The 25,128-nt window shown below is 71.4% G+C and carries 26 protein-coding genes; 11 read left to right on the top strand and 15 right to left on the bottom strand.

Going from position 1 to position 25,128, the window contains the following annotated elements:
• Positions 1-71 precede the first annotated feature (71 nt).
• Both ACN26Z_RS08305 and ACN26Z_RS08300 read left to right on the top strand, forming a co-directional pair.
• Positions 72-917: an FAD:protein FMN transferase gene (locus ACN26Z_RS08305; protein ID WP_421464573.1), complete on the top strand. Its 846-nt coding sequence runs from the start codon at positions 72-74 to the stop codon at positions 915-917.
• Between the two features lie 356 nt (positions 918-1,273).
• Positions 1,274-1,633 carry a hypothetical protein gene (locus ACN26Z_RS08300; RefSeq protein WP_093401757.1) on the top strand — a complete coding sequence of 120 codons (360 nt, stop codon included), beginning with the start codon at positions 1,274-1,276 and terminating at the stop codon, positions 1,631-1,633.
• A 185-nt stretch (positions 1,634-1,818) separates the two neighbouring features.
• Here ACN26Z_RS08300 and serA read toward each other — a convergent pair whose 3' ends face one another.
• The 5 genes from serA to ACN26Z_RS08275 form a co-directional block, all read right to left on the bottom strand.
• Positions 1,819-3,417, bottom strand: coding sequence for a phosphoglycerate dehydrogenase (serA, locus tag ACN26Z_RS08295; protein WP_093401758.1), 1,599 nt, complete (start codon positions 3,415-3,417; stop codon positions 1,819-1,821).
• 274 nt (positions 3,418-3,691) lie between these two features.
• Positions 3,692-4,705: a ketol-acid reductoisomerase gene (gene ilvC / locus ACN26Z_RS08290; RefSeq protein ID WP_093401759.1), complete on the bottom strand. Its 1,014-nt coding sequence runs from the start codon at positions 4,703-4,705 to the stop codon at positions 3,692-3,694.
• An 82-nt stretch (positions 4,706-4,787) separates the two neighbouring features.
• Positions 4,788-5,303: an acetolactate synthase small subunit gene (ilvN, locus tag ACN26Z_RS08285; RefSeq protein WP_093401760.1), complete on the bottom strand. Its 516-nt coding sequence runs from the start codon at positions 5,301-5,303 to the stop codon at positions 4,788-4,790.
• Between the two features lie 62 nt (positions 5,304-5,365).
• Positions 5,366-7,237 carry an acetolactate synthase large subunit gene (locus ACN26Z_RS08280; RefSeq protein ID WP_093401761.1) on the bottom strand — a complete coding sequence of 624 codons (1,872 nt, stop codon included), beginning with the start codon at positions 7,235-7,237 and terminating at the stop codon, positions 5,366-5,368.
• Positions 7,238-7,422: 185 nt separating this feature from the next.
• Positions 7,423-9,831 carry a putative bifunctional diguanylate cyclase/phosphodiesterase gene (locus tag ACN26Z_RS08275; RefSeq protein WP_421460561.1) on the bottom strand — a complete coding sequence of 803 codons (2,409 nt, stop codon included), beginning with the start codon at positions 9,829-9,831 and terminating at the stop codon, positions 7,423-7,425.
• 110 nt (positions 9,832-9,941) lie between these two features.
• On the opposite strand from ACN26Z_RS08275, the gene ilvD reads away from it, so the two are divergent.
• From ilvD to ACN26Z_RS08260, 3 genes are all read left to right on the top strand, one after another.
• A complete protein-coding gene (ilvD, locus tag ACN26Z_RS08270; protein ID WP_282239730.1) occupies positions 9,942-11,789 on the top strand; it encodes a dihydroxy-acid dehydratase in 1,848 nt (615 codons plus the stop codon).
• Between the two features lie 168 nt (positions 11,790-11,957).
• Entirely contained in the window at positions 11,958-12,428 is a 471-nt protein-coding gene (locus ACN26Z_RS08265; RefSeq protein WP_282239731.1) for a hemerythrin domain-containing protein, read from the top strand.
• A 113-nt stretch (positions 12,429-12,541) separates the two neighbouring features.
• Positions 12,542-13,786 carry an endonuclease/exonuclease/phosphatase family protein gene (locus ACN26Z_RS08260; RefSeq protein ID WP_421460560.1) on the top strand — a complete coding sequence of 415 codons (1,245 nt, stop codon included), beginning with the start codon at positions 12,542-12,544 and terminating at the stop codon, positions 13,784-13,786.
• 62 nt (positions 13,787-13,848) lie between these two features.
• On the opposite strand, the gene ACN26Z_RS08255 is transcribed toward ACN26Z_RS08260, so the two are convergent.
• From ACN26Z_RS08255 to ACN26Z_RS08245, 3 genes are read right to left on the bottom strand one after another with little or no spacing between them, the layout of a single operon-like run.
• Positions 13,849-14,280 carry a VOC family protein gene (locus ACN26Z_RS08255; protein WP_093401766.1) on the bottom strand — a complete coding sequence of 144 codons (432 nt, stop codon included), beginning with the start codon at positions 14,278-14,280 and terminating at the stop codon, positions 13,849-13,851.
• 35 nt (positions 14,281-14,315) lie between these two features.
• Positions 14,316-14,720: a helix-turn-helix domain-containing protein gene (locus ACN26Z_RS08250; RefSeq protein ID WP_093401767.1), complete on the bottom strand. Its 405-nt coding sequence runs from the start codon at positions 14,718-14,720 to the stop codon at positions 14,316-14,318.
• Between the two features lie 50 nt (positions 14,721-14,770).
• Entirely contained in the window at positions 14,771-14,989 is a 219-nt protein-coding gene (locus ACN26Z_RS08245) for a hypothetical protein (protein ID WP_421460559.1), read from the bottom strand.
• Positions 14,990-15,254: 265 nt separating this feature from the next.
• On the opposite strand from ACN26Z_RS08245, the gene ACN26Z_RS08240 reads away from it, so the two are divergent.
• The 5 genes from ACN26Z_RS08240 (at position 15,255) to ACN26Z_RS08220 (ending at position 17,214) form a co-directional block, all read left to right on the top strand.
• Positions 15,255-15,494, top strand: a complete 240-nt coding sequence (locus ACN26Z_RS08240; protein ID WP_282239734.1) for a hypothetical protein — start codon at positions 15,255-15,257, stop codon at positions 15,492-15,494.
• A 112-nt stretch (positions 15,495-15,606) separates the two neighbouring features.
• A complete protein-coding gene (locus ACN26Z_RS08235; RefSeq protein WP_093402034.1) occupies positions 15,607-15,870 on the top strand; it encodes a hypothetical protein in 264 nt (87 codons plus the stop codon).
• A 15-nt stretch (positions 15,871-15,885) separates the two neighbouring features.
• Positions 15,886-16,146: a hypothetical protein gene (locus tag ACN26Z_RS08230; protein ID WP_093401769.1), complete on the top strand. Its 261-nt coding sequence runs from the start codon at positions 15,886-15,888 to the stop codon at positions 16,144-16,146.
• Complete coding sequence (locus ACN26Z_RS08225; RefSeq protein WP_421460558.1) at positions 16,143-16,799, top strand: hypothetical protein; 657 nt, start codon at positions 16,143-16,145, stop codon at positions 16,797-16,799. Before ACN26Z_RS08230 ends, ACN26Z_RS08225 begins: the two co-directional genes overlap by 4 nt.
• A complete protein-coding gene (locus tag ACN26Z_RS08220; RefSeq protein WP_421460557.1) occupies positions 16,786-17,214 on the top strand; it encodes a hypothetical protein in 429 nt (142 codons plus the stop codon). Before ACN26Z_RS08225 ends, ACN26Z_RS08220 begins: the two co-directional genes overlap by 14 nt.
• A 94-nt stretch (positions 17,215-17,308) precedes the next feature.
• Here ACN26Z_RS08220 and ACN26Z_RS08215 read toward each other — a convergent pair whose 3' ends face one another.
• From ACN26Z_RS08215 to ACN26Z_RS08185, 7 genes are all read right to left on the bottom strand, one after another.
• On the bottom strand, positions 17,309-18,547 hold the full coding sequence (locus tag ACN26Z_RS08215) for an RNA polymerase sigma factor (RefSeq protein ID WP_421460556.1): 1,239 nt from the start codon (positions 18,545-18,547) through the stop codon (positions 17,309-17,311).
• A complete protein-coding gene (locus tag ACN26Z_RS08210; RefSeq protein ID WP_093401773.1) occupies positions 18,535-18,906 on the bottom strand; it encodes a YciI family protein in 372 nt (123 codons plus the stop codon). Before ACN26Z_RS08210 ends, ACN26Z_RS08215 begins: the two co-directional genes overlap by 13 nt.
• A 125-nt stretch (positions 18,907-19,031) precedes the next feature.
• On the bottom strand, positions 19,032-20,024 hold the full coding sequence (locus ACN26Z_RS08205; protein WP_421460555.1) for an AbfB domain-containing protein: 993 nt from the start codon (positions 20,022-20,024) through the stop codon (positions 19,032-19,034).
• A gap of 192 nt (positions 20,025-20,216) precedes the next feature.
• The gene (locus tag ACN26Z_RS08200) at positions 20,217-21,971 is read right to left on the bottom strand and encodes a SulP family inorganic anion transporter (RefSeq protein WP_421460554.1); all 1,755 of its coding nucleotides are present in this window, start codon (positions 21,969-21,971) and stop codon (positions 20,217-20,219) included.
• Complete coding sequence (locus tag ACN26Z_RS08195; protein WP_093401775.1) at positions 21,968-22,306, bottom strand: ArsR/SmtB family transcription factor; 339 nt, start codon at positions 22,304-22,306, stop codon at positions 21,968-21,970. The genes ACN26Z_RS08200 and ACN26Z_RS08195 overlap by 4 nt, the downstream gene beginning before the upstream one ends.
• Positions 22,307-22,439: 133 nt before the next feature.
• Positions 22,440-23,234, bottom strand: a complete 795-nt coding sequence (locus ACN26Z_RS08190) for a hypothetical protein (RefSeq protein WP_421460552.1) — start codon at positions 23,232-23,234, stop codon at positions 22,440-22,442.
• Positions 23,235-23,319: 85 nt separating this feature from the next.
• On the bottom strand, positions 23,320-24,438 hold the full coding sequence (locus tag ACN26Z_RS08185; RefSeq protein WP_421460550.1) for a helix-turn-helix domain-containing protein: 1,119 nt from the start codon (positions 24,436-24,438) through the stop codon (positions 23,320-23,322).
• A gap of 140 nt (positions 24,439-24,578) precedes the next feature.
• On the opposite strand from ACN26Z_RS08185, the gene ACN26Z_RS08180 reads away from it, so the two are divergent.
• A complete protein-coding gene (locus ACN26Z_RS08180; RefSeq protein WP_269739462.1) occupies positions 24,579-25,037 on the top strand; it encodes a DUF2690 domain-containing protein in 459 nt (152 codons plus the stop codon).
• Positions 25,038-25,128: the final 91 nt, after the last annotated feature.

Genomic DNA, 25,128 nt, shown 5'->3' with positions numbered 1-25,128 from the left:
TGAGCGTGACGGGCTGGGGCCCGGGCGAGCGCTGCGACGGGGCGGCACCCGCCGAGGAGGGGACGGACGCGATGTGGACCGATGAACAACCACGAACCCGCTGGGTGGACCCAACGGTCTTTCGCTTCCGCCGGCCCGACCTGCGACTGGGCGCCCGGGAGCAACGGCCGGACCGCGCCGATCTGGTGGCCGGGGATCGGATCGCCGTCCGGCACACCGTCCGCACCTCGACGGCGGCGTACACCCTGCTGCTGAACGCCCCCGAGTGGCTGGGCCGGCGCGGCACCGGCGAGGCGCTGCGCGACGCGGTGGCCGAGTTGCGGGCGATCGACCTGACATACGGCCCGAACCGCCCGGACAGCCTGGTGTCCCGACTGCGCCGGGGAGAGATCAGCCCCGAGTCGTACCCACCCTTGACCGACCTGGTGGACCGCTGCGCCGCGATGCGCGCGGCCACGGACGGCTGGTTCGACGCGTGGGCGGTGCCCGGCGGCTTCGACCCGGGCGGCCTGCTCGGCGGGTGGGCGGTCGAGCGGGCCGCAGCCCGGTTGCGCGAGGCCGGCATCCACGACTACGCCGTGCTCACCGGCGCCGACCTGGTGGTACGCGGCCAGGCCGCGCACGGTGGCCCGTGGCGGGTGGCGGTGCACCACCCCACGGACCGGGGCCGGGCACCGCTGCTGCTGGAGATGACGGCCGGTGCGCTCGGCACCTCCGGGGTGACCGGACGACAGGGCCACGTGGTGGACCCACACACCGGCGAACCGGCCGGGCAGTTGGTCGCGGCCACCGTGATCGGTCCCGACCTCGCGGTCGCCGACGCCTACGCCACCGCCCTCTACGCCGCCGGATCGGCCGGGTTGGCCTGGTTCCGCCCCGAGTCGGACTACCGGGTGCTCTTCGCCGCACCGCGCTGAGCGGCACCATTCTGCGTGGCCGGCGGAGGGTTCGGCGGCGGCCAGTCGGCCACCGGCGGCAGGAACAGCGATCGGCCTCCACGGTCGCGGCAACGACCGTGGAGGCCGGTCGACGACGAGTGCGCGTGGCTCGCGCAATCGAGGGGTGCGGGCCGCTCGGCCGGGCGTCGACCTCGCCACCCGAAGACGGGCCGGCGCCACGTGCTCGGCAGGTGACCGCACCCGTACGTTATCGAATTGACGCGTTTCGCGGCAAGGGTTCCACAGGGGAGTATCTGCGCAAACCTGGTACTCCGGCATTAGCCTGCGGCAGGGCCCTTTCGACAAGGTGAACCGCAGATGGCACGCTGTCCGCCGTGAGTTTCGATCTGAGCGTGTGGGCCCTCGCGGACGGGGCAACGCCCGAGGATGTACGAGCGGCGGTGCAGCAGTGCCGCAGCGGCCGGCACCACGAGCGTCAACCGGACCCACGATGTGTGGCCTTCTACCGGGCGATCACCGCCCGTTACCCCGACCAGCCGGCCGGCCCGAGCACTCCCTGGGCGGTGGCGCCGCTGCACAAGGCGGCCGACCACATCGAGCTGAACCTGGACCCGGCCTGCCCTGACCAGGTGCTGCTCGACATCGAGCGGCTGGCCGGCGAGCATCGGCTGATGCTGTTCGACGCCCAGGACGGCTCGGTGTACCCGCCGCCCGGGGTCCGGCTGCCCGGCTGACCGACCCGCCGTGCCGGACGGCAGACCCACGACGACAACGCGGGTCGCGCGGGCCTTTTCGGTCAGTACGGCAAAGCCGCCGCCACGGCGGATGCGACGACCCGACGCCTTGCCCGGCGGTCGGATGACGAGGGGCCCGGCCGTAGGCCGGGCCCCGTCGTGGCGTGTCTGGAGCGTTCGGGTGGCTACTCGTCGCGCAGGTCGGCAGCGCTGGCCGAGGTGGCGCCGATCGAGTCGGCGGCCGAGGTGAGCAGGTCGGCACCGAGCGCCTGGTCCACGGTTAGGGTCATCAGCGTCTCACCGCCGGCCTCCCGGCGGGCCACCTGCATCGCCGCGATGTTGACGCCGGCCTGGCCGAGCAGGGTGCCGACGGTGCCGACCACGCCCGGGCGGTCGGCGTAGCGGAGGAAGAGCAGGATGCCCTCGGCACCGATCTCCACGTCGAAGCCGTCCACCTCGGTCAGCTTGATGACGTCGCGGGTGCCGGCCTGGGTGACGGTGCCGGAGACACTGACCGTGCGGCCGTCGGGCAGCGCGCCGCGCACGGTGACCAGAACGGGGTGGTCGGCGGTCTCGGTCTGGGTGTCCAGCGACACCTCCACCCCGCGCTGCGCGGCGAGGTGCGGCGCGTTGACGTAGGTCACCTGCTCCTCGACCACCGAGCTGAACAGTCCCTTGGTGGCGGCGAGCTTGAGCACCGACACGTCGTGCTCGACGATCTCGCCACGCACCTCGACGGTGACGCTGGCGGCGACCCCGCCGGCCACCGCGGTGAAGGCGCGGCCGAGCTTCTCGGCCAGCGGCAGCAGCGGCCGGACGTCCTCGGCGACCACGCCGCCGGCCTGCACGTTTACCGCGTCCGGCACGAACTCGCCCTGCAGTGCGAGCTTCACGCTCTTGGCGACCGCCAGGCCGGCCTTGTCCTGCGCCTCGGCGGTGGAGGCACCCAGGTGCGGGGTGGCCACCACGTTGTCGAAGGCGAACAGCGGCGAGGAGGTGCACGGCTCCTTGGCGTAGACGTCCACCCCGGCACCGGCGACCCGGCCCTCGGCGAGCGCGTCGGCGAGGGCCTGCTCGTCGATCAGCCCGCCCCGGGCAGCGTTGACGATCCGTACGCCCGGCTTGACGATGGACAGCTCCTTCTCACCGATCAGGCCCACCGTCTCGGGGGTCTTCGGCAGGTGGATCGAGATGAAGTCGCTCTCCCGCAGCAGCTCCTCCAGACCCACCAGGCGTACGCCGAGCTGCGCGGCCCGGGCCGGCTGGATGTACGGGTCGTACGCGATGAGCCGGGTGCCGAAGGCGGCGATCCGGGATGCGAACAGCACGCCGATGCGGCCGAGACCGACCACGCCGACGGTCTTGCCCTGGAGCTCCACACCCGTGTACTTCGACCGCTTCCACTCCCCCGCCTTGAGCGCTGCGCTGGCGCTGGCGGTGTTGCGGGCGACCGCGAGCAGCAGCGCGACGGCCTGCTCGGCGGCGGAGACGATGTTGGAGGTGGGTGCGTTGACGACCATGACGCCCCGTGCGGTGGCGGCCGGTACCTCGACGTTGTCCAGGCCGACACCGGCCCGGGCGACGACCTTGAGCCGGGGAGCGGCGGCGATCGCCTCGGCGTCGATCTGGGTGGCACTGCGGACGATGACGGCGTCGGCCTCGGAGAGCGCCGAGAGCAGGGCCGGGCGGTCGGTGCCGTCCACGTGCCGGACGTCGAAGTCGTGGGCGAGCACCTCGATGGCGGCGGGGGCGAGTTCTTCGGCGATCAGTACGACAGGAGTCATTGGTCCTCGTAGATGTCGTCAGAGCGGTCGGCCGGGGGCTGGGCGCTGCGCTGCGCCCGGCTCGCTCCGGGCCATGGCCGTCAGGTGCCGCCTGGAGCACCTACCCGCGATCGTAGGGGGCGGGCCGCCCGGCGTGCCCCGGAGCGCGGGGTGAGTGCCCTCACAAACCGGACGTGACGTGCGTGTTAACGATCGTTTACCACGTGGAGACAGCACGGCACCCGGCCCCGGCGTCGGGGAGAACGCCGGGGTCGGGTGCCGTTGGGGAAAGCGCTCAGGCGGTCTCGGTGATCGGCCGGTCCACCCAGCTCATCATGCCGCGCAGCTTCGCGCCGGTCTCCTCGATCGGGTGCGCCGCGCCCTCGCTGCGCCACTTGTTGTAGTTGGGCCGCCCGGCCTCGTCCTCGGCCACCCACTCGCGGGCGAACTCGCCGTTCTGGATCTCACCGAGGATCTTGCGCATCTCCTCCTTGACCCGGCCGTCGATGACCCGCGGCCCACGGGAGAGGTCGCCGTACTCGGCGGTGTCGGAGACGCTGTAACGCATCCGGGCGATACCGCCCTCGTACATCAGGTCCACGATCAGCTTCAGCTCGTGCAGGCACTCGAAGTAGGCCACCTCGGGCGCGTAACCGGCCTCGGTGAGCACCTCGAAACCGGTCTGCACCAGTGCCGCCGCACCGCCGCAGAGCACCGCCTGCTCGCCGAAGAGGTCGGTCTCGGTCTCCTCGGTGAAGGTGGTCTTGATCGCGCCGGCCCGGGTGCCGCCGATGCCCTTCGCGTACGACAGGGCCAGCGCGAACGCGCTGCCGCTGCCGTCCTGCTCGACGGCGACCAGGCAGGGCACGCCCTTGCCGTCGACGTACTGCCGGCGGACCAGGTGACCGGGGCCCTTCGGGGCGACCATCGCCACGTCCACCCCGGCCGGCGGCTTGATCAGCCCGTACCGGATGTTGAACCCGTGGCCGAAGAACAGCGCCTTGCCCGCGCTGAGGTTCGGCGCGATCGACTCGGCGTAGATGTGACGCTGCGCGGTGTCCGGCGCGAGGACCATGATCACGTCGGCCTCGGCCGCCGCCTCGGCCGGGGTGAGCACCCGCAGCCCCTGTTCCTCGGCCTTCGGCCGGCTCTTCGAGCCCGCCGGCAGACCGATCACCACGTCGACACCGGAGTCGCGCAGCGACAACGCGTGGGCGTGGCCCTGGCTGCCGTACCCGATCACGGCGACCTTCTTCGCCTGGATCAGGCCCAGGTCGGCGTCGTCGTCGTAGTACACCTCAACGCTCATGACTTCCCTTTCGTACGGCGGCCGCAGCGGCCCGTCGTGGCTGGTGGCCGGCCCGGTCACGCGGACCCGGGCCGAGGTGGGGTCAGGCGGCCCGCAGGGCCGGGCCGGCGGTGATCGCGCGCGAGCCGCGCCCGATCGCCACCAGGCCCGACTGGACCATCTCCTTGATGCCGAAGGGCTCAAGGTCGCGCAGCAGCGCGTCGAGCTTGTCCGGGGTGCCGGTCGCCTCGACCGTGAGGGTGTCGGCGGCCACGTCGACCACCCGGGCCCGGAACAGGTTTACCGTCTCCAGGACCTGGCCTCGGGCGTTGCGGTCCGCGCGCACCTTCACCAGCAGCAGCTCGCGGGCCACCGAGGTGCCCGGGTCCAGTTCGACGATCTTGAGTACGTTGACCAGCTTGTTGAGCTGCTTGGTGACCTGTTCCAACGGCGAGGACTCCGCGTTGACCACGATGGTGATCCGCGAGACGTCCGGGTTCTCGGTCTCGCCGACCGCGAGACTGTCGATGTTGAACCCGCGCCGGGAGAACAGCCCGGAGACCCGGGCCAGCACGCCTGGCTTGTTCTCCACCAGGACGGAGAGGGTGTGAATGGTCACGGCTGTGCCTTCCTTGTCATGTCCTCATGGCCCTCGCTGCGCTCGGTGCAATCGGCCATGACCTAGATATCGTCCTCGTCGAAGGCCGGGCGGACGCCGCGGGCGAACATGATCTCGTCGTTGCTGGTGCCGGCCGGGACCATGGGCCAGACCATGGCGTCCTTGCCGACCACGAAGTCGATGACCACCGGCGCGTCGTTGATGGACATGGCCATCTCGATGGTCCGGTCCACCTCCTCGGCGGTCTCGCAGCGCAGCCCGACGCAGCCGAGCGCCTCGGCCAGCTTGACGAAGTCCGGAATGCGGTGCTTGTGGGTGCCCAGCTCCGTGTTGGAGTAGCGCTCGTTGTAGAACAGCGTCTGCCACTGCCGGACCATGCCGAGGTTGCCGTTGTTGATGACGGCGATCTTGACCGGGATGCCCTCCAGGGCGCAGGTGGCCAACTCCTGGTTGGTCATCTGGAAACAGCCGTCGCCGTCGATCGCCCAGACCACCGTGTCCGGCCGGCCCACCTTGGCACCCATCGCCGCCGGCACCGCGTAGCCCATGGTGCCGAGGCCGCCGGAGTTGAGCCAGGTCTGCGGCTTCTCGTACGAGATGAACTGGGAGGCCCACATCTGGTGCTGGCCCACACCGGCAACGTAGATCGTGTCCGGACCGGCGATCTCACCCAGTCGCTTGATCACGTACTGCGGGGAGAGGGTGCCGTCCGACGGCTCCTCGTAGCCCAGCGGATAGCGCTCCCGCAGGTCGTCCAACTGCGTCCACCAGTCGGCGATGTCGGTGGTACGCCCCGCCGCGCGTTCGGCGGTGACCGCCGCGACCAGCTCGTCGATGACGTGCCGGGCGTCGCCGACGATCGGCACGTCCGCGTGCCGGTTCTTGCCGATCTCCGCCGGATCGATGTCGGCGTGCACGATCGTGGCGTCCGGCGCGAAGGAGTCCAGCTTTCCGGTGACCCGGTCGTCGAACCGGGCGCCCAGCGCCACGATCAGGTCGGCCTTCTGCAGCCCGTAGACCGCGGCGACGGTGCCGTGCATGCCGGGCATGCCCAGGTGCTGCCGGTGCGAGTCGGGGAACGCGCCGAGCGCCATCAGCGTGGTGATCACCGGGATCCCGGTCAGCTCGGCCAGCCGGCGCAGCCCCTCGGTGGCGCCGGCCTTGAGCACGCCGCCGCCGACGTAGAGCACCGGTCGGCGGGCGGCACCGATCAGCCGTGCCGCCTCGCGGATCTGCTTGCCGTGCGGGTGCAGCGTCGGCCGGTAACCGGGCAGGTCCAGGGTGGGCGGCCAGGCGAAGGTGGTCGGCGCCTGAAGGATGTCCTTGGGGATGTCCACCAGGACCGGCCCGGGACGCCCGGTCGAGGCCAGGTGGAACGCCTCGGCCAGCACCCGGGGAATCTCGCTGGCCTCCTGCACCAGGAAGTTGTGCTTGGTGATCGGCAGCGTGATGCCCTGGATGTCCGCCTCCTGGAAGGCGTCCGTGCCGATCGACGGGCGGGCCACCTGGCCGGTGATCGCCACCAGCGGCACCGAGTCCATGTACGCGTCGGCGATCGGGGTGACCAGGTTCGTCGCGCCCGGACCGGAGGTGGCGATGCACACCCCGACCCGGCCGGTGGCCTGGGCGTACCCGGTGGCGGCGTGGCCGGCGCCCTGCTCGTGCCGGACCAGGATGTGCCGCACGGTCGAGTCGTAGAGCGGGTCGTACGCCGGCAGGATCGCGCCGCCCGGGATACCGAAGACGACGTCTACGCCGAGTGCCTCCAGGGAGCGCACAAGTGAGCCGGCACCGGACACCTGGGCCGGGGCGGGACGCGCCACCGGGACGGCCGGCGAGGCGGCGCGGGTCTGGTCGGCGTCACCCGACGCCTCGGCGGCGGTGCGGGCGCGCCGGGCGGAATGGGCGAGCGTCTCGGGCGTGGGTCTCGTCATGGCGGTTGGCCTTCGGCTGGAGTGGGTGGGGCTGCTCACACTGTGGAACGCGGGCGGGGCCAGCGTTCGATTGGTTCGACGGCAAGAAAAAGGCCCACGTGCCAGATGCACGGGGCCAGCGCACTCTCAGTCAGGGAGAGTGCGCTCAGGTAAGTACTCGCAGCGACCGGTACGACGACATGGGCTCAAGCCTGACGCATCTCACGCGATGAGTCAACTGATCCCACATTTTGGTTCACGGACGTCGGCGCGTCGCCGCCTGGCACGCCGATCGGACCGGGCACGACCTGCCCGGAGACGCTCTCACCCCGCCTCGGCGCGGGCGGCCCGACGGGTCGCGGAAGTGGGGCGCCCGCCGTGGGACGGGCCGGCCGGGCACCGGGCGACGTGGCCGCGTCCAGCATCGCCTCCAGGTGTTCGGCCGGTACGCCCCAGCCGAACAGCGCGCCCTGGCCGAACCGGCAGCCGGCGGCCACCACGGCGGCCATCTCGGTGGGCGTGGTCACCCCCTCGGCGATCACCTCAAGGCCGAACTGGTGACCCAACCGCATCACGATGTCCACCATCGGGGCGAAGGCCGGGCCGTCACGCCCTTCCGGCTGGACGGGCTCATGCTCGGCCACCAGCCCATGATCGATCTTGAGGATGTCGATCGGAAGTCGGCGGAGCTGGTTGAGCGAGGAGTAGCCGGCACCGAAGTCGTCCAGGGCGATCCGCACGCCGGTCAGCCGCAGCGCGGTCAGCCGCCGGATCAGCTCGTCGAGGTCGGTGGCGACCGCGTGCTCGGTGATCTCCAGCACCAGCCGCTGCGGCGGCACGTGATGGGCGCGCAGCGCTTCGGCGACCTGCACCACGTACTCGGGGGCGTGCAGCTCACGCGGGGAGACGTTCACCGACACCCAGACGTCGTGGCCCTCGGCCAGCCAGCGGGACAGCTGATAGCAGGCCTGATGCAGCACCCAGGCGCCCAGCTTGGCGATCATCCCGCTCTCCTCGGCGAGCGGGATGAACTCGTCCGGCCGGACGTTGCCCAGCTCGGGGTGACGCCACCGCAGCAGCGCCTCCGCGCCGACCGGGCGTACCGACGGCAGGGAGGCCACCGGCTGGAACACCAGCCGCAGCTCGTCGCGCTCGATCGCGCCGCGCAGCTCATGCTCCAGCGTCGTGCGCCGGCGCAGCAGCCGGTCGTACGCGCCGTCGTAGCGCTCGATCCGGTTCTTGCCACGTTGCTTGGCGTAGCGCAGCGCCAGATCCGCGTGCCGTAGCAGCAGCTCGACGTCGGGCTCGTCGGCCCAGCCGGCCAGGCCGATGCTGACCGAGAGGAAGACGGGTGCCTCGGGCTGCTCGTAGGCGCCACCGAGGACCCGCAGCAACCGCTCCGCGACCACTCCCGCCCCGGCCGGGCCTCCGCGCATGAGCACCGCGAACTCGTCACCACCGAGCCGGGCCGCGAGATCACCGGGGCGCAGATTGCCGCGCAGCCGCCGGCCCACCTCGGCCAGGACGGCGTCGCCGACGTCGTGGCCCCGCATGTCGTTGACGTTCTTGAAGCCGTCCAGGTCCAGCCCGAGCAGTACGCACGGCACCCGCTCCTCGGCGCACCGGTGCAGGGCCCGCAGCAGGCCGCGACGATTGGCCAGGCCGGTGAGCGCGTCGGTGTGCGCGAGCTGCCGGAAGTGCGCCTCCCGGTCGGCCAGCCGGCGGGCGTAGGCCCGCACGTCGTGCAGGGTGAGGTACTGCCGGGCGACCAGGGCGAAGCCCTCGACGCTGCCGGCCGCGATGGCCAACCCGTCGAACCGGCCGTCCTGCAGGAGGTGGTACATCGCCGAGGCGGCCAGGGCGCCCATCGGCACGAAGGCGTACTCGCCGTCGTGGCGGATCACGTCGATGGCGAGTTGGCCCGGCGGATCGATGCGGTAGGCCGCCACCGCGGCGACCAGCAGCCCCACCGCGAGCACCACCGCACCGGCCAGCGCCAGTGCCGGCCCGGCCTGGCAGAGCCCGGCCGCTACACCCAACCCACCCACCGACGCGGCGGTGATGCCGGTGCCCAGCACAGCCAGGCAGCGTCGGGGCGCGGGCGCCCGAAGCACCATGATCGCGGAGAGGCCGGCGCTCAACGCCGCGCTGACCGAGGCGAGCAGAATCGACGGGCAGGCGGTCGGCGTCGCGTCGCCGAGCAGCCGGGTCGGCTCGGAGAACAGCACCCAGCCGACGAACCACAGCGCGGTGCCCACGATCACGCCGTCCAGCGCGAGCCGGGCCGCCGAGGGCACCGAGCCGGTCACCCCGGGCAGTCGGAGCAGGCCGAAGCAGAACAGCAGGCCGCCGGTGGCCGTGCCGAGCGCCACCAGGGTGGCCCAGGTGGTGCGCTGGTGCTGCTCGTGTGCCCAGTGCCCGCTCATGGTCACCGCGACGGCTGCCCCGACCAGCATGGTCACCACCGCGAACGCGCCACCGACGGCCAGCACCGCGTACGCCGGTCGGTGCGGCGTGGCCCGGCGCCGGACGGCGGCGGCGAGCAGCACGCCGGCCGTCAGGGCGATCAGCGCGCTCAGCACCGCAGCGCCGATCATGGCCGGGGGTGTGTGCACGACCTCAACTCTGCCGGATCGATGCCAGCTGTGGGGATCGGGTGTGCATCTGTTGGGACACGGCGCGACGCCGGTGTCCGGGCCGCGCCGGCGGTGTCAGACTGGTACACATGCCTGAGCTGCGGTCGAAGACCTCCACGCACGGTCGGACGATGGCCGGCGCCCGGGCCCTCTGGCGGGCCACCGGGATGACCGACGACGATTTCGGCAAGCCGATCGTCGCCATCGCGAACAGTTTCACCCAGTTCGTGCCGGGCCACGTACACCTCAAGGACATGGGCGGCCTGGTCGCCGACGCGGTGGCCGAAGCCGGCGGGGTGGGCCGGGAGTTCAACACCATCGCGGTCGACGACGGCATCGCCATGGGCCACGGCGGCATGCTCTACTCCCTGCCCAGCCGGGAGTTGATCGCCGACGCGGTCGAGTACATGGTCAACGCACACTGCGCGGACGCTCTGGTCTGCATCTCCAACTGCGACAAGATCACCCCGGGCATGCTGCTGGCTGCGCTGCGGCTGAACATCCCCACCGTGTTCGTCTCCGGCGGCCCGATGGAGGCCGGCAAGACGGTGGCGATCGAGGGGATCGTGCACAGCAAGATCGACCTGATCGACGCGATGATCGCCTCCTCGAACGAGGCCGTCACCGACGAGCAGCTCGGCGAGATCGAGCGGTCCGCCTGCCCCACCTGCGGCTCCTGCTCCGGCATGTTCACCGCGAACTCGATGAACTGTCTCACCGAGGCGATCGGGCTGGCGCTGCCGGGCAACGGCTCGACGTTGGCCACCCATGCCGCCCGACGGTCGCTCTTCGTCGAGGCCGGCCGCACCGCCGTGGAGATCGCCAAGCGGTGGTACGACGGCGACGACGCCTCGGTGCTGCCCCGCGAGGTCGCCTCCCGGGCCGCGTTCGAGAACGCCGTAGCGCTGGACGTGGCGATGGGTGGGTCGACGAACACGATCCTGCACCTGCTGGCCGCCGCCCGTGAGGCCGAGCTGGACTTCTCCGTGGCGGACATCGACGCCATCTCCCGCCGGGTGCCGTGCCTGGCCAAGGTCGCTCCGAACTCCCCGCAGTACCACATGGAGGACGTGCACCGCGCCGGTGGCATCCCGGCCATCCTCGGCGAACTCGACCGCGCCGGCCTGCTACGCCGGGACGTGCACGCGGTGCACTCCCCCACGCTTGAGGGCTGGCTGGCCGACTGGGACGTGCGCGGCGGCACCGCCAGGCCCGAGGCGATCGAGCTGTTCCACGCCGCACCGGGCGGGGTGCGCACCACCGAGCCGTTCTCCACCACCAACCGCTGGTCGTCGCTGGACACCGACGCGGCCGGCGGCTGCATCCGGGACCGGGAGCACGCGTACACCGCCGACGGCGGGCTGGCCATCCTCTACGGCAACCTCGCGCCGGAGGGCTGTGTGGTGAAGACCGCCGGGGTGCCCGAGGAGTGCCTGACCTTCCGTGGCCCGGCAAAGGTCTACGAGTCGCAGGACGACGCGGTGACCGCCATCCTGGCCAAGGAGATCGTCGCCGGGGACGTGGTGGTGATCCGCTACGAGGGGCCGAAGGGTGGTCCCGGCATGCAGGAGATGCTCTACCCCACCTCGTTCCTCAAGGGACGAGGGCTGGGCCGGGCCTGCGCCCTGCTGACCGACGGCCGGTTCTCCGGCGGCACCTCCGGGCTCTCCATCGGGCACGCCTCCCCCGAGGCCGCCTCCGGCGGGTTGATCGCGCTGGTCGAGCCGGGCGACGAGATCGTCATCGACATCCCGGCCCGCTCGATCGAGCTGAACGTGCCGGCGGACGTGCTGGACGCCCGCCGGGTCGCCCAGGAGAAGCGGGACCGCCCGTACACCCCGGTCGACCGGCAGCGTCCGGTGTCGGCGGCGCTGCGCGCGTACGCCTCGATGGCCACCTCCGCCAGCGACGGCGCCTACCGCCGCGTCCCGGAGTGACCGGCCGGATGGCCCGGCCGCCGGCGCCGGGCCATCCGGGCCCTCGTAACCGCCCCGGCTCGGGTAGCGTGGGGGCAGCGTCGCGTGCCGGTGGCAGGCCGTGTCAGGCATGGAGGCGCCGGATACGAAGGACCACGACGATGACACAGTCGGTGCCTTCGCCCTCCTGTGACTGAGGGCGAGAAGACCAGGCTCGTCGCCTGGAGCCACGAGCTTCGCAGCGTGCACGATCGGCTGCGCGAAGCCCTGCACCTGACCCGCAACGCACTGGCCAGTGGCGAGGCGGCCGGACCAGCCACCCGTGACCTGCTGCTGTTCTGTCACGGCTTCTGTGCCGCCCTGACCGGGCACCACGAGGGCGAGGACCGCGAACTGTTCCCGGCGATCGCCGCCGCCCATCCGGAGCTGCGCGACACCCTGCGGTACCTGAAACAGGACCACTCGATGATCGCGCATCTGCTCGCGGGTCTACAGGCCGCCGTGGACCGGGCCGCCTCCCCGGCCGAACTCGACCGCCACGTCGAGGGCATCGCCGCCATCATGGAAAGCCACTTCCGCTACGAGGAACGCCAGCTACTGACGGTCCTCGACACGCTCGCCCTGGACGCCGACCCGCACGACGTCCTCGGTCCACTGTGAACCGAGGGAGACGGCTCCCGTGGGAGGCGGCGGATCGTCGATCGCGGTTCACCCTGGCGTCATGCCGCTCCCGGTAGCGTGGCGATCGTTGATCGTGGATCGGGAGGGTGTCGATGGGTGCGAAGCGGAAGGTCAGCGCCGCGATCACGGCGGCGCTGCTCGCCACGACGGCGGCGGTCGTGGTGCCGTCGCCGGCCAGTGCGGGTAGGGGGCAACCGGGCACGCTGCGGGTGGCGACCTTCAACGCCTCGCTGAACCGGGGCGCCGCCGGCGGGCTGGTCGCCGACCTGTCCGGGCGGAACGACGCGCAGGCCGGCAACGTCGCCGAGGTGATCCAGCGGGTACGCCCGGACGTGCTGCTGATCAACGAGTTCGACTACGACCCGCAGGGGCGGGCGTTGGCGTTGTTCCAGGACAACTACCTCTCCGTGCCGCGCAACGGCACCCGGGCGATCCGCTACCCGTACCGTTACGCGGCCTCGTCGAACACCGGTGTCCCCTCCGGACACGATCTCAACAACGACGGGACCGTTGGTGGGCCCGACGACGCCTACGGTTTCGGGCTCTTCCCCGGCCAGTACGGCATGGCGGTCTACTCGGCGTACCCGATCGACCTGGCCCGGGTGCGCACCTTCCAGACGTTCCGCTGGCGGGACATGCCCGGCGCGTTGCTGCCCGACGACCTGGCAACCCCCGCGCCCGCAGACTGGTACTCCCCGGCCGAGTTGGCCGACGTGCGGCTGTCCTCCAAGAGCCACTGGGACGTGCCGGTCCGGCTGCCCGGCCGTACCGTGCACCTGCTGGCCAGCCACCCCACGCCGCCGGTCTTCGACGGGCCGGAGGACCGCAACGGCCGCCGCAACCACGACGAGATCCGCTTCTGGGCCGACTACGTCTCGCCGTGGCGGGCCGGCTACATCTACGACGACACCGGGCGACGCGGCGGGTTGCGGCCGGGGGCGGCCTTCGTGATCGCCGGGGACCTCAACTCCGACCCGTACGACGGTGACAGCCTGCCCGGCGCGGCGCAGCAGCTGCTCGACCACCCCCGGATCAACGACCGGGTCGTGCCGGCCAGCGCAGGCGGCACCGCGGCGGCGCGGCGGCAGGGCGGCGCCAACCTCGACCACCGCAGCGACCCGCGTTTCGACACCGCCGACTTCGCCGACACCAGCCCCGGCAACCTGCGGGTCGACTACCTGCTACCGAGCCGGGGCCTGCCGGTCCGCGCCACCGGAATCTTCTGGCCGGTGCCGGGTGACCCGCTGTTCCGGCTGGTCGGCGACTACGACCCGGCCCTGCCGGGCGGCTTCCCCACCTCCGACCACCGGCTGGTCTGGCTCGACGTGCGGCGCTGAGGTATCGCCTGCCCCGGCGTCGGTGACCGGCGCCGGGGCCAGACAAAGCTGCTTCCAGGACTTCAGCAGTGCTCGGCCTTCCGGTCGAACATCTGCCCGATGCGGATCTGGTTGCCGAACGGGTCGCGGATGCCGAAGTCGATGCCGTACGGCCGTTCCATCGGCTCGTCGGTGATGTCGACCCCCTTCGCGACCAACTCCTCGTACGTCTTGTGGGCGTCGTCGGTGGTCATGAAGAGGAAGCCACCCGCGGCGCCCTTGGAGAGCAGCTCGCGGACCTGCTCGGCGGTGGCCGGGTCCAGGTTCGGCGGGCCTGGCTTCTCCAGCAGGATCTCCCGCTGCCGGTCGCCAGGGATGTTGACCGTGAGCCAACGCATGAAGCCGAGATCCTGATCCGTGTTCAACTCAAGGCCGAGCTTGCCGATGTAGAAGTCGAGTGCCTCGTCCTGGTCGAGGACGTAGATCTGGGAGCGGCTGATCGCGTTCATCGTCATGCCCGAAACGCTAGTGCAACGCTCTGACCTGCTGCTTATCCAAAACTGCTCGGTCTGGTCCACGCCTTCGTGAAGCAGCCCGGCACCGGCGCGACGGGCGCCGTCCGCCGCTTTCGGTAGTCGGTGGGCGACTCACCGATGATCTGCCGGAAGGTACGGCTGAACGTGCCGAGACTGCCGAAACCGACAGCCGTGCAGATCTCCGTCACGTCCTGACCGGTGTGCAACAGCAGGTACATGGCCCGCTCCACCCGACGCCGTTGCAGGTAGCGGTGCGGGGTCTCACCGAAGGTGGCCCGGAAGGTGCGGATGAAGTGCGCCTCGGAGACGTGCGCGATCCGCGCCAGGGTGGGGATGTCCAGCGGTTGCGCGTACGCCCGGTCCATCGCGTCCCGGGCGCGCAACATCGCCCGATTCGTCTCCTCGACCGCCCTGCTCACCCGCACCTCCCCGCCCGCCGCGCCCCGGCCGGTCGCTCCCTTTCATCTTCTCACCGCTCACTGATGTCCAGGTCGGGGGCGGTGGCAACCACACGTACACCGTCGTCGTCGTGGAGGTGGACCGCGCAGCCGGCACGGGCGAAGCGGACGGTCAGGGTCTGCCCGGCGTGCCGGGCGGCCAACCGCAGCAGCGCCGGCACCGGGTCGGCGATCAGGTCGTTCGGCGCGGCGGCGGGCGCCTGGATCGGCACCGCCAGGTCGGTCGGCACGGCGTCGGCGACGGCGTCGTGCGTGACCTGCGTACCGAGGCCGAGGTGACCCTCGACGCCGTCACCGAGGCCCTGGAATGCAGCCGGCAGAAGGATCCCCGCCTACAGGACACCGAGATCTTGGAAAGTTCCCGTTCTTCGCGAACGGGAACTTTCCAAGATTGACGGTTGAGAGCCCCTGCTACGTTCCGGCGGTCCTCGATCTGACCCTTGTGTCGGGCTGCGAGTGGAGGTCCGTACCGGATATCGCCGGGGACGTGAAACCGTGAGCGGACGAGCCGAGTTCAGCGACCTGATCCGCGCGATGGCGCGTCGCGGCTGGGGCACGGTAGACCAGATCCTGGACGGTTTGGAGACGACCGGTTGGCGCGGCGACAGCCAGACGATCGTTGCGGCCACCGCTATCGCGGTCAACGAGCCCTTCGCCGCTGGCCACCTTCCCGCCGACAATGCTTCTTCGTCGCCGAGACGCGATCGCAAGGGTTCATTGCCCGACGTGGCATGACCCGCAGCTGACCACCTGTAGTCACCGGGCTGCGAGCTGCATTCATCTCCGATAGTGTCCGTCCGGCCACGTAATGGTGATCCGGGTCCACAATCAGCAGACGGGGGGCGGCATGGCCAGTATCGAAGAGGTCAAGGCGGCACTGATGCAGGCAGCCGAGCAGGGCAACGTGACGATCAACCAGATCCGCGCCGCCGCCGAGAACACCGAGCAGATGCTGGCCCGGCTACGTGCCGTCGCCGCCGGCACCGGCCATCCGGCGATCGCCGAGGCCATTGCCCGCGGTGAGCAGAGCAAGCAGCGCCTGGCCGAGGCTGTGACCCTCGTGCAGGGCAGCTCGGAGGCTGCCCGCCGCTACGTCGGCATCCTCGGCTGATCACCGACCACCACCATGAGTGTCGGCGAGGTCAAGGCGGCCCTGCGCGCCGCCATCGAAGCCGCGCGCCAGGGACGACGGGTGTTCGATAAGGCCGTCTCCGAGGCCGAAGCGGCAACCCGAACGGCGAACGCTGTGCTGAGCGACAGCCAACACCAGCACGTGACCGACACCCATCAGGCACTCGCCGCCGCCAAGGCAGAGGTCGAACCGACTCGCCGCCGCTTCGACCACACCGCCGAACACGCGAGCGACTACCTCACCCGACTCGGATGAGCGGCAGCATCGCCGAGCTGGTCGCGCAGCTTCTCGCCGTACGCGGAAACCTTGATGCCGCAGCGGTCACCGCGCTGCGCGCCCGGACGGACGCCGAGGTGGCTTTGGCGCGGCTGGCCGAGGTTCAGCGGGGAAGCAACGACAAGCGGCTACGCGCCGCCGTCACGGACGCCGAGGTGGCCCGAGACAAAGCCGGCCGGTACGCCCGCCTCTTGGCTGAGGCTGCCCGCCACATCACCGCGTACGTCAACACAATCGCCCCCGGTGCGGTGCCCACCGAACCAGATGATGCGGCTTCGCCCTCCGGGGACCGCCTCGTTGAGGAGGCGGAGGGACGCAGCCGTAAGGGCGAGGCGTTCCTCCGCCGGCACGTCAAGAAAGCGGACGATACCGAAGACACGCTCAAGCAAACCGAACAGGCGATCACCACCGGCTTTCGCGAGCTGCAAAAGGGCTTGAAGGGCTCGGGATCGAGTGGTGGCACCACGACGACGACGGCTGCCGACCCCGGCACGCCGGTGGACCGTCCTCAGTTGGAGCACCCGGTGACGTCGGTCATCATGGCTGCTGGTGCGGTCGTCGTGGGGCTCCGCGGTATCTGGAACATGGCGAAGAAGCACCGCGAGAGGAAGCGATCTGATGAACAGCCCTGAGATGGTCGAGTACATCCGGACGATGATCAGAGGCGATCACGAGGCCAACGACCGAATCGAAGCTCGCCTCGACGAGATCGGCTGGGACGGCTTCCCAGCCCTCCTCGGTGCGGTCTTCTACTTCGCAGTCAACCAGCGCTTCAACGAGCGGACACCCCCGGGCGAGATCATGCGCTTCGTGGCTGACATGCGAGCGGCAGCCCCCGCCGGCACCCCGGAAATCGACGCCAACGCAGCCGAGACGCTGATTCGAGCCGCTGTGGATCCCGATGTCGAGACGGCCATAGACCCCCAGATGGCCGGACGCATCCAGGGACTCGTGATCCTCAATATCTTGGGCAACGGTGCTGTCAATGACGACGAGCTGAACGAACTTCTCACCGATGCAGCAGCGCTGGCCAGCCGGGTGAACTGACGCCAGGAGTTGCCGCGACACAGGCCCGCGCTACCTCGCGGCGATCCATTGTCGCCATCGATCGCCGCTTCGGCGAGTCCGCCAGCGGGACTGTTCAGCCGGGCAGGAGCGAACGGCGGTGCTGGAGGTGTGCCCGCTCGGCGGGGTCGTGGGTGAGGTCGATCGCGCTCGCGTAGGCGGCGACCGCCTCGCCATGGTGGCCGAGCCGTTCGAGCAGGTGAGCGCGGGCAGCCCGGGCCGGCTGGAAGCGTCGGGCCCGGTCGCCCAGCAGCTCGTCGAGCCGGGTCAGCCCGGCCGCCGGGCCCTCGACCTCGGCGGTGGCGACCGCGTAGGCGACCGCGCCGCCGAGCGACGGCGCAACTGTGTGTAACGCGCGGTGCAGGTCCAGCAGCGCCGGCCAGTCGGTGGTGCCGGTCTCCCGCCGGGCGCAGTGCACGGCCTGGACGGCGGCCTCAAGTTGGAAGCGGCCGACCTGCCCGCGCGCGTGCGCGGCGCGTAGGTGCTCGTGTGCCCGGTGGATCAGGTGGTCGTCCCAGCGCGACGGGTCCTGCTCGGCCAGCGGCACGAACCGCCCGTCTGCGTCGAGGCGGGCGGGTAACCGCGCGGACGAGAGCTGGACGAGGGCGGCGAGCCCGTGCGCCTCCGGGTCGTCGGGCACCAGCGTCGTCAGTACCTCGGCCAGGTGCAGGGCCTCGGTGGGGACCTGCCGGGCTTCCGGGCCGGTCGTCGTCCAGTCGATGACGTACGCCCCGTAGACCGCCTCCAGCACCGCCGCCATCCGATCCGGCAGATCGCCGCGGTCGGGGATGCGGAACGGGATCCGGGCGGCCTTGATGCGCCGCTTCGCCCGGACCAGGCGGGTTGCCATCGTCGACGCCGGCACCGAGTAGGCCCGGCCGACCTGGGCGGCCGTGAAACCGAGCACCGTGTTGAGCATGAGCGGGGTGTGCACGGCCCGCTCGATCGCCGGGTGCGCGCACACCAGCATCAGCTCCAGCCGCCGGTCCGGGACGGCGTCGAGGTCGAGGTCATCGAGGTGTACGGGGGCGTCCCGCTCCACGTCGAGCGGGACGGTGCGCTGCCGGTGCGCCGACTTCCACAGGTCCCGCAGCCGGTTACGCGCCACGGTCAGCAGCCACCCGTCGGGACTCTCCGGCACGCCCCGGTCGGGCCAGGTCCGCAGGGCCCGCTCGAAGGCGTCGGCCAGGGCGTCCTCGGCGGCGGCGAGGTCACTTGTCGACGCGGCCAACAGGGCGAGCAGCCGCCCGTAACTGTCGCGGGCCGCGACAGTCGCGGCTGCCCACCCTCCGTCGCCGACGGTCAGCTCGTCCATACCCCGTCGACGATCGCCGTCGCGCTCGGGCGTACCTCCACCACACCCCACTGCGCGGCCGGGCACTTCTCCGCCCAGCCGATCGCGGCGTCGAGGTCCGGTACGTCGAGGAGAAACACCCCGGCCAGCGCCTCCCTGGTCTCCGCGAACGGGCCGTCCTGCACGCGTAGGTCACCGTCCCTACGGGTGACGGTCGTCGTCGCCGCGGTCGGCTGCAACACGTCGGCCGCCAGCAACACCCCGGCCGACACCAGCGCCCGACCGTACGCGTCGAAGGCCGCCCTCGCCTCGGCGACGATCTCGTCGGACAGCTCACCCTCGCCCGGCTCGCGGTAGTGAATCAGCAGCGCATAACGCATGGTCGTCTCCTTCGCTCCCAGTGTGGGCCATAGGGCCCGCACCGAGATGACGAACGACGGCTGCCCGAATCGCCACCGAGGGCAGCCGCGTCGACTTCCGCGCCGGTTCGTGCGCGGCGGGGAGGCTACCCGGCGGGACGGATCCGGAAGGTGGCCGTCGAGGGTCCGGCCCCGGCACCGATCGGGGAGATCCGCATCTGCTGGTGGCGGTCGTGACTCAGGTACCGATCCGGGTAGTTGTGCGACCGCAGTGACGTGTGTCGTCCGCCGATGCCGGTGACCGGGCAGAACGTGGCGTCGGCGCGGAACAGGGCGCTGCCGTCGGCGCGGTGCAGGAACACCCGGAAGTCGGAGTGTCGCAGGTAGTGGCCGGGGAAGTTGACCGACTCGAAGGAGACGCAACTGTCGCTGGCGAGACCGGACCGGACGATGAACGCGGCGTCGGCTCTCGTGCCGGCGCTGCTGGCGGCATTCACCGGATCGACTCGGGCCTGGAAGTTGGCATGCCGTACCCGGTGTCCGGGCGAGCCGGCAGGTTCCAGACCGATCCGGGCACCGGGAACCAGCGCCGGCCCGACCGGTTTGGCAGGTGTTTCGGGGATGCTCGGGGCCCGCGGTGGGTTCTTGGCGGCCGGGCTGGCCGGTGGGCTACCGGGGCCGGTCGAGCCGGCGTCGTCCGCGTCGCTGCCGTCGGTACGCGGGTTGAGGCCGGGCCGGACGACAGGGTCGGTGGTCGGGTTCTGCAAGACGCCACTGTCGCCTCGGGAGCCGGTGCCGTCCGTGTCGGGCAGCGAGTCGACGGCAGGGCCATCCGCGGCACCGTCGGGACGGGGCATCCCGGCGACGAACTCGCTGCGGATCGGCTCCTGGGACGTCCCGTCGCGCAGCGCCATCACCCCGATGACGGCGGTGACGACGACGAGGGCGGCACCGCCCAGCACCTGCGCACGCCGTGGGCCGGCCCTCCCGATGGTCGCGCCCTGGTTGCCCGTGGCGGCGGTTGGCGCTGCGTAACGGGCGTGCTCGGGGACGGGTTCTTCGGCTACCGGGTAGGCGTCGATGGTCCGACCGGCGTACCCGCCCGGAGGCGGGACGGTCGACGGCGCGATGCCGGTCAACGGTGGGGAAGATGTGGTCCGCCGGGGTCTGACCAGCTGATGCTGCGTACCGGAGTCCCAATGATCAGAACCCGAACCGGGTCGGCTCGTCCCGGGAAGCCAGCCACCTATCCGCAGGTGTGACCGAGCGTTGCCGTTCTGGGACATGGTGCTCCCCTGCTTGTTCAGCGCACACGCCTGACCCGGACATGATCAAAGGACCGCAGCGGACACACTCTCACCTTCGCCGGATTGATGCCAGTACCGGTCACCGGCCGGGGCCAACGCGAGGTTCCTGGCGTACGCGATGGCGGCCGGTGTGTCGGAGAAGACCAGTCCGTCGCGGCGCAGCTGGTCGGCCACGCCGAGAGCGTCGAGCACCTGGTCGTGACCGGGCACGATGCCGGAGAGCAGCACGGTGATGCCGCGCCCCTGGAGTCGGCGGATGGCGTCGCCGAGCACGTGGGCGCCGGTGGCGTCGATGGTGGATACCCGGGACATCCGCAGGATGACCACCCGTACGTCCGCGACGTCGGAGAGCCGGAGCAGGAAGGTGTGCGCGGCGGCGAAAAACAGCGGGCCGTCGAGCCGGTAGGCCACGATGTGTTCGGCGAGCAGGGCCCGCTCCTCGGCGGTGTGCTCGCCGGAGTCGAGCGGCACCTGTTCGAGTTTCGCGCTGCGGGCGATGGCGCGCAGTGCCACGACGACCGCGACCCCGACGCCGACGGCCACGGCGGTGACCAGGTCCCAGATCACCGTGACGGCGAATGTCAGCACCAGCACGAGCGCGTCGCCCCGGGTGGATCGGGCCAGTGCCCTTAGCGACGCGGCCTCGACCATCCGTACGGTGGTGGCCAGCAGCACGCCGGCCAGGGCGGCGAGCGGGATGCGGCCCACCAGTGGGGCGGCAGCCAGCACGATCACGGCCAGCGCCACCGCGTGGGTCAGCGCCGCCAGTTTGGAGGCCGCTCCGGCCCGGACGTTGACGGCGGTACGTGCGATGGCCGCGGTGGCCGGGATGCCACCGAACAGCGGAGAGGCCAGGTTGGCCAGGCCCTGACCGAAGAGTTCGCGGTCCGGATCGTGTCGCTGGCCGACGGTCATCCCGTCGGCGACGGTTGCCGAGAGCAGACTTTCCAACGCGGCCAGCGCCGCTACCGCGAGTGCGGCGGGCAGCAGCACACCCACCGCCGAAAGGTCGAGGAAGTCCAGCGACGGAGCGGGCAGCCCCTGCGGCAGCGCGCCGATCCGGACCAGGTCGACCGGCACGAGTTCGGCGAGCAGCGTGGCGGCGGCCACGGCCAGCAGCGAGAAGGGTAGCCCGGGACGCCACCTGGCACCGAGCAGCATCACCGCCGCGACACCGAGGGCCACCGCGACGGCGACCGGCCGGGGGTGTACGACGAACCGGGTGACCGCGTCGGCCGCCACCGCCCACACCTTCTCGCCTTGCGCGTCACTGACGCCGAGCGCGGCTGGCACCTGTTGCAGGGCGATGACCACGGCGATGCCGGCGGTGAAGCCCTCGATCACCGGCACCGGCAGATAGCGGACGTAGCGGCCGAGGCGGGCGAGGGCCAGGGCGATCAGGATCAACCCGGCCAGCGCGCCGACCATCAGCACCCCGGTCGCCCCGAACTGCGCCACGACCGGCACCAGCACCACGGTCATCGCGCCGGTCGGGCCGGACACCTGAAGGTTCGAGCCGCCGAAGACGGCCGCCACCGCACCGGCGACCACGGCGGTGATCAGCCCGGCCTCCGCGCCGAGCCCGGAGGTGACCCCGAAGGCGAGCGCCAACGGCAACGCGACCACGGCGACGGTGAGCCCGGCGACCAGGTCACGGCGGGGTGAGCGGCGTACCGCCTGCCAGTCGGCGCGGCCCGGCAGCAGGTCGCGGACCCGACGCCAGGCGGCGGACAGGGCGGGTCCGGCCGAGCGGGCCGGACCGACGTCGGTGGCCGTCACCGGTCCGGTCCGCCGGCACGCAACTCGTCGAGCAGCCCGTCCCGGTCGGTGAGCACCGCGCCGAGGATCCGCCGCCCGGCGGCCAGCAGGTCGGCCACGTCGGGCGTGCTCAGCGCGTACATCACCAGGGGGCCGTCCCGGTGCGACGTGACCATGCCGGCCCGGCGCAGCACGGCGAGCTGCTGGGAGAGGTTCGACGCCTCGACGTCGATGGCGGCCAGCAGGTCCCGCACCGGCCTGGGGCCGTCCTGGAGCAGTTCCAGCACCCGGATCCGGACAGGGTGCCCGAGGGTGCGGAACAGCTCCGCCTTCGCCTGGTACAGCGGCACCGACACGCCACGCTCCCCCTTCGGGTGCTGCCACCCCGGCAGACACCCTGATGACTTTAGCATTTGCGAAATTCTTCAACTCGACAGGTCGGGAACACCCGGTGCGGCGACCCTGGTCGGAGCCGCCGCGCCTCACTGCCTACTCCGGGTCGCCGGCCGGCTCCTGCGCCGGCCCCCGCCACGCAGACACCGTGACAGCCGAGAGCCACATTGCCAGAAATCCACCGAGGGCCAGCAGGACGAGGACGACCACCACCGCCCACATCCCGACCATGTCGTCAAGGAAATCGGGTCCCTCCGCCCGATCGGTGAAGAGCGTCGCGACCAGCACGAACAACCACGAGAGCAGATAGGCGACCGTCACGACCAGGGCGATCAGAGCGACGACCGCCCCCGTGGCGATCGGCAGCGCGGCCGGCGGGACGGCCAGCCAGGAGAGATGACGGTCCTGCCGGGCGACGGCCAACACGTAGGCGGCCACCAGCAAAAGAACGCAGGTCATCGTGTACGAGCCGGTGAAGCGGTCCCAACGTAGGGGGTCGGCCGGGTCGGCTGCGCCCACGGCCGCCGACACGGCACACACGAACGCGAAGGTGGCGAACACCCATACTGCCTGAACGGCCAGACCAAACAGGGTCGTCGCGAAGGCCGCCACGATCCGGTGCCGAGGGTGCCGGCTCAGGTGTTGGAGGCTGATCCGGACCGCGGCCCGGATCGTCTCGCCCGCCTGCCGGGCACCGCGGTAGATGTCAAGCCCGAATCTCAGCCAGAGCCCGACGAGAATCAACAGACCGACGAACCAGGCGACCACACTGCCGGGGCCGAAGACGGCGTCAACCACCGCTTGGAGCAGGTCCGACGGGGCCGGCGGCTCGGCCACGGCAAGCTCCGGAACGTCTGTCGGAGCCTTGGTCAACGCATCCGCCAGGGCCATGGCCGCTGCTCCTCTCGTTTTCGCCAAGGACGCCGGCCTGAGCGCCGCGACCAGGGTGAGAGCCGCCGTGAGCCGGGCGAGCGGTTCAGGGGATCGGTCTCACCTGGGTGGCGCCTCGCCAGCAGCCGGTGCGCGCCAGGGGCGAGGCCCAGCCCTGGCCGGAAAGCTGCACCTGGGCCCAGACACAGGTCCGTGTGCTGGTCAGCAGGTTGCCGAAGGTGGAAATGCCGGCGTAGTCCATCGCGAAGTCGGCCTGCCGGCCGGCATCGTCGCCATCGAACACGGTGAGCTGGATCCGGGCGGGCCGGGGCACCTCCACCACTGCCGGCACCGGCACGAATCGCGGCCAACTCGCCCCGCACGCGGGCGAGTAGCGCAACTCGACAGTGCCGATCACCCGTTCGTCGAGCAGCACGGCGGCGCTTTCGAGTGTGGTCACGTCGGCGTCTGCGGCGCAGCCGGCGTCCTTCGGGTCGGCACCGTCGCGGACGCCCACCGTCACGGTCGTCGGCTCGGCCGCAGGCGGCGTGTTGCTGCCCGCCTCCGGCTTGCCGAACCCTCCGGCGAGCCAGGGCACCGCGACGAGCCCGGCCAGCACCAGCGCCCCGGCGAGAACGGCCCGGGCGGTGCGCCCGACCGAGCGGGATGAAGCGGTGTCACCGGCCGGGGTGGGCGGGTCATGCGGTTTTTGGCCGTCCTCCCTCGATGCGGCGGGCGGCGCGGCGACCGGCGAGTTGGTGGTCGGCGGCACAGCGGCCGGACCCGCAGCCGCAGGCGGCGCAGCGCCGGAATCCACGGTCGCGGATGGCACGGCGACCGGCCCCCCAACCGCAGGTGGCGCGGTGGCGGAATCCCCGACCGCAGGTGGCGCGGTGGCAGGTCGCGTCTCGCTGCCACCGTCGTGGTCGCCGGTCGGGCCGGCGTGGCCCTGTGCTGCCGTCACGTGCCCGGCGACGACGCGCCACCGCTCGGTCCATTCCGCCTCGTCGCCGCCGAGCGCACGCACGTACGCCAGGGTCGTGTCCAGCGTCGGCAGCCGCCGGCCACCGGCCGCCTCGGACAGCGAGCTCGCGGACCGGTGGGCGCGCCGGGCGAGGGCCTGATAGGTGGGGCGGCCTGCCTTGTCACGCAAGGTCCTGAGGTCGGCGGCGAACGCCTGAAGCGGGTCGGCGGTGGGGTCCAGGGGGCGTTCCGCCCGGGCCATGGGCCGCTCCTCGAATTGATTGACCACAACCGGGATTCATTGTCCGACGCGACACAGCGTAGAGATCAGTGTCGACGGACGGTAGAGATGAGGAGCCGAATCCTAGGGCTGACACAGCCCATCAGAGGTCAGGAGAGACAATGATCCGGAACGCCCGCCGGTTGGCCGCCGCTGCCGCAGGCGCCCTCATCGCCGCCAGCCTCCTGGTCGCGACGCCCGCCAGCGCCGCCACCTGTAGCGGTCACGGCTGCGACGGCACCGACCCGATCGACACCGGCTGCTCCGCGAACGCCCGTAACGCCACGAACTACCCGGCGTACATCATGCAGGGTTCGACCACCCTCGCCGTCGTGGAGCTGCGCTGGAGTGAGACCTGCAAGACCAACTGGGGTCGGATCTCCAACCGGGTCAGCCCGCACAACACCGTCCGGGTCCGGGTGTACCGGTCCAACCCGCACGGCAACACCAGTTGGTACGGCGGTACGGGCACCCAGTACTACGGCGACCAGCTCTACGGCCACAACATGACCGTCTGCGCGGTCGGCGAGGTGACCACCTCCTCCGGCACGACTTACACCAGCAACGCGCTCTGCGCCTGACGATCTCCCCCGGGGCCGGTCCTGCGGTGCGAGCAGGACCGGCAGACAGGGCTACCGGGCCGGCGCGTCATGGGACCACGCGCCGGCCCGG

It is taken from the genome of Verrucosispora sp. WMMD703 (assembly GCF_049178935.1).
Taxonomy (GTDB): domain Bacteria; phylum Actinomycetota; class Actinomycetes; order Mycobacteriales; family Micromonosporaceae; genus Micromonospora; species Micromonospora sediminimaris.
The sequence above is the reverse complement of the archived record's forward strand: the minus strand, read 5'-3'. Positions and strand labels throughout refer to the sequence as shown.

Bases quoted from the DNA above. Each gene is read 5' to 3' on its own strand.
- ACN26Z_RS08305 (WP_421464573.1), top strand. From the start codon at position 72: ATGTGGACCGATGAACAACCACGAACCCGCTGGGTGGACCCAACGGTC.
- serA (WP_093401758.1), bottom strand. From the start codon at position 3,417: ATGACTCCTGTCGTACTGATCGCCGAAGAACTCGCCCCCGCCGCCATC.
- ilvC (WP_093401759.1), bottom strand. From the start codon at position 4,705: ATGAGCGTTGAGGTGTACTACGACGACGACGCCGACCTGGGCCTGATC.
- ACN26Z_RS08280 (WP_093401761.1), bottom strand. From the start codon at position 7,237: ATGACGAGACCCACGCCCGAGACGCTCGCCCATTCCGCCCGGCGCGCC.
- ilvD (WP_282239730.1), top strand. From the start codon at position 9,942: ATGCCTGAGCTGCGGTCGAAGACCTCCACGCACGGTCGGACGATGGCC.
- ACN26Z_RS08260 (WP_421460560.1), top strand. From the start codon at position 12,542: ATGGGTGCGAAGCGGAAGGTCAGCGCCGCGATCACGGCGGCGCTGCTC.
- ACN26Z_RS08255 (WP_093401766.1), bottom strand. From the start codon at position 14,280: ATGACGATGAACGCGATCAGCCGCTCCCAGATCTACGTCCTCGACCAG.
- ACN26Z_RS08235 (WP_093402034.1), top strand. From the start codon at position 15,607: ATGGCCAGTATCGAAGAGGTCAAGGCGGCACTGATGCAGGCAGCCGAG.
- ACN26Z_RS08230 (WP_093401769.1), top strand. From the start codon at position 15,886: ATGAGTGTCGGCGAGGTCAAGGCGGCCCTGCGCGCCGCCATCGAAGCC.
- ACN26Z_RS08225 (WP_421460558.1), top strand. From the start codon at position 16,143: ATGAGCGGCAGCATCGCCGAGCTGGTCGCGCAGCTTCTCGCCGTACGC.
- ACN26Z_RS08220 (WP_421460557.1), top strand. From the start codon at position 16,786: ATGAACAGCCCTGAGATGGTCGAGTACATCCGGACGATGATCAGAGGC.
- ACN26Z_RS08215 (WP_421460556.1), bottom strand. From the start codon at position 18,547: ATGGACGAGCTGACCGTCGGCGACGGAGGGTGGGCAGCCGCGACTGTC.
- ACN26Z_RS08210 (WP_093401773.1), bottom strand. From the start codon at position 18,906: ATGCGTTATGCGCTGCTGATTCACTACCGCGAGCCGGGCGAGGGTGAG.
- ACN26Z_RS08190 (WP_421460552.1), bottom strand. From the start codon at position 23,234: ATGGCCCTGGCGGATGCGTTGACCAAGGCTCCGACAGACGTTCCGGAG.
- ACN26Z_RS08185 (WP_421460550.1), bottom strand. From the start codon at position 24,438: ATGGCCCGGGCGGAACGCCCCCTGGACCCCACCGCCGACCCGCTTCAG.
- ACN26Z_RS08180 (WP_269739462.1), top strand. From the start codon at position 24,579: ATGATCCGGAACGCCCGCCGGTTGGCCGCCGCTGCCGCAGGCGCCCTC.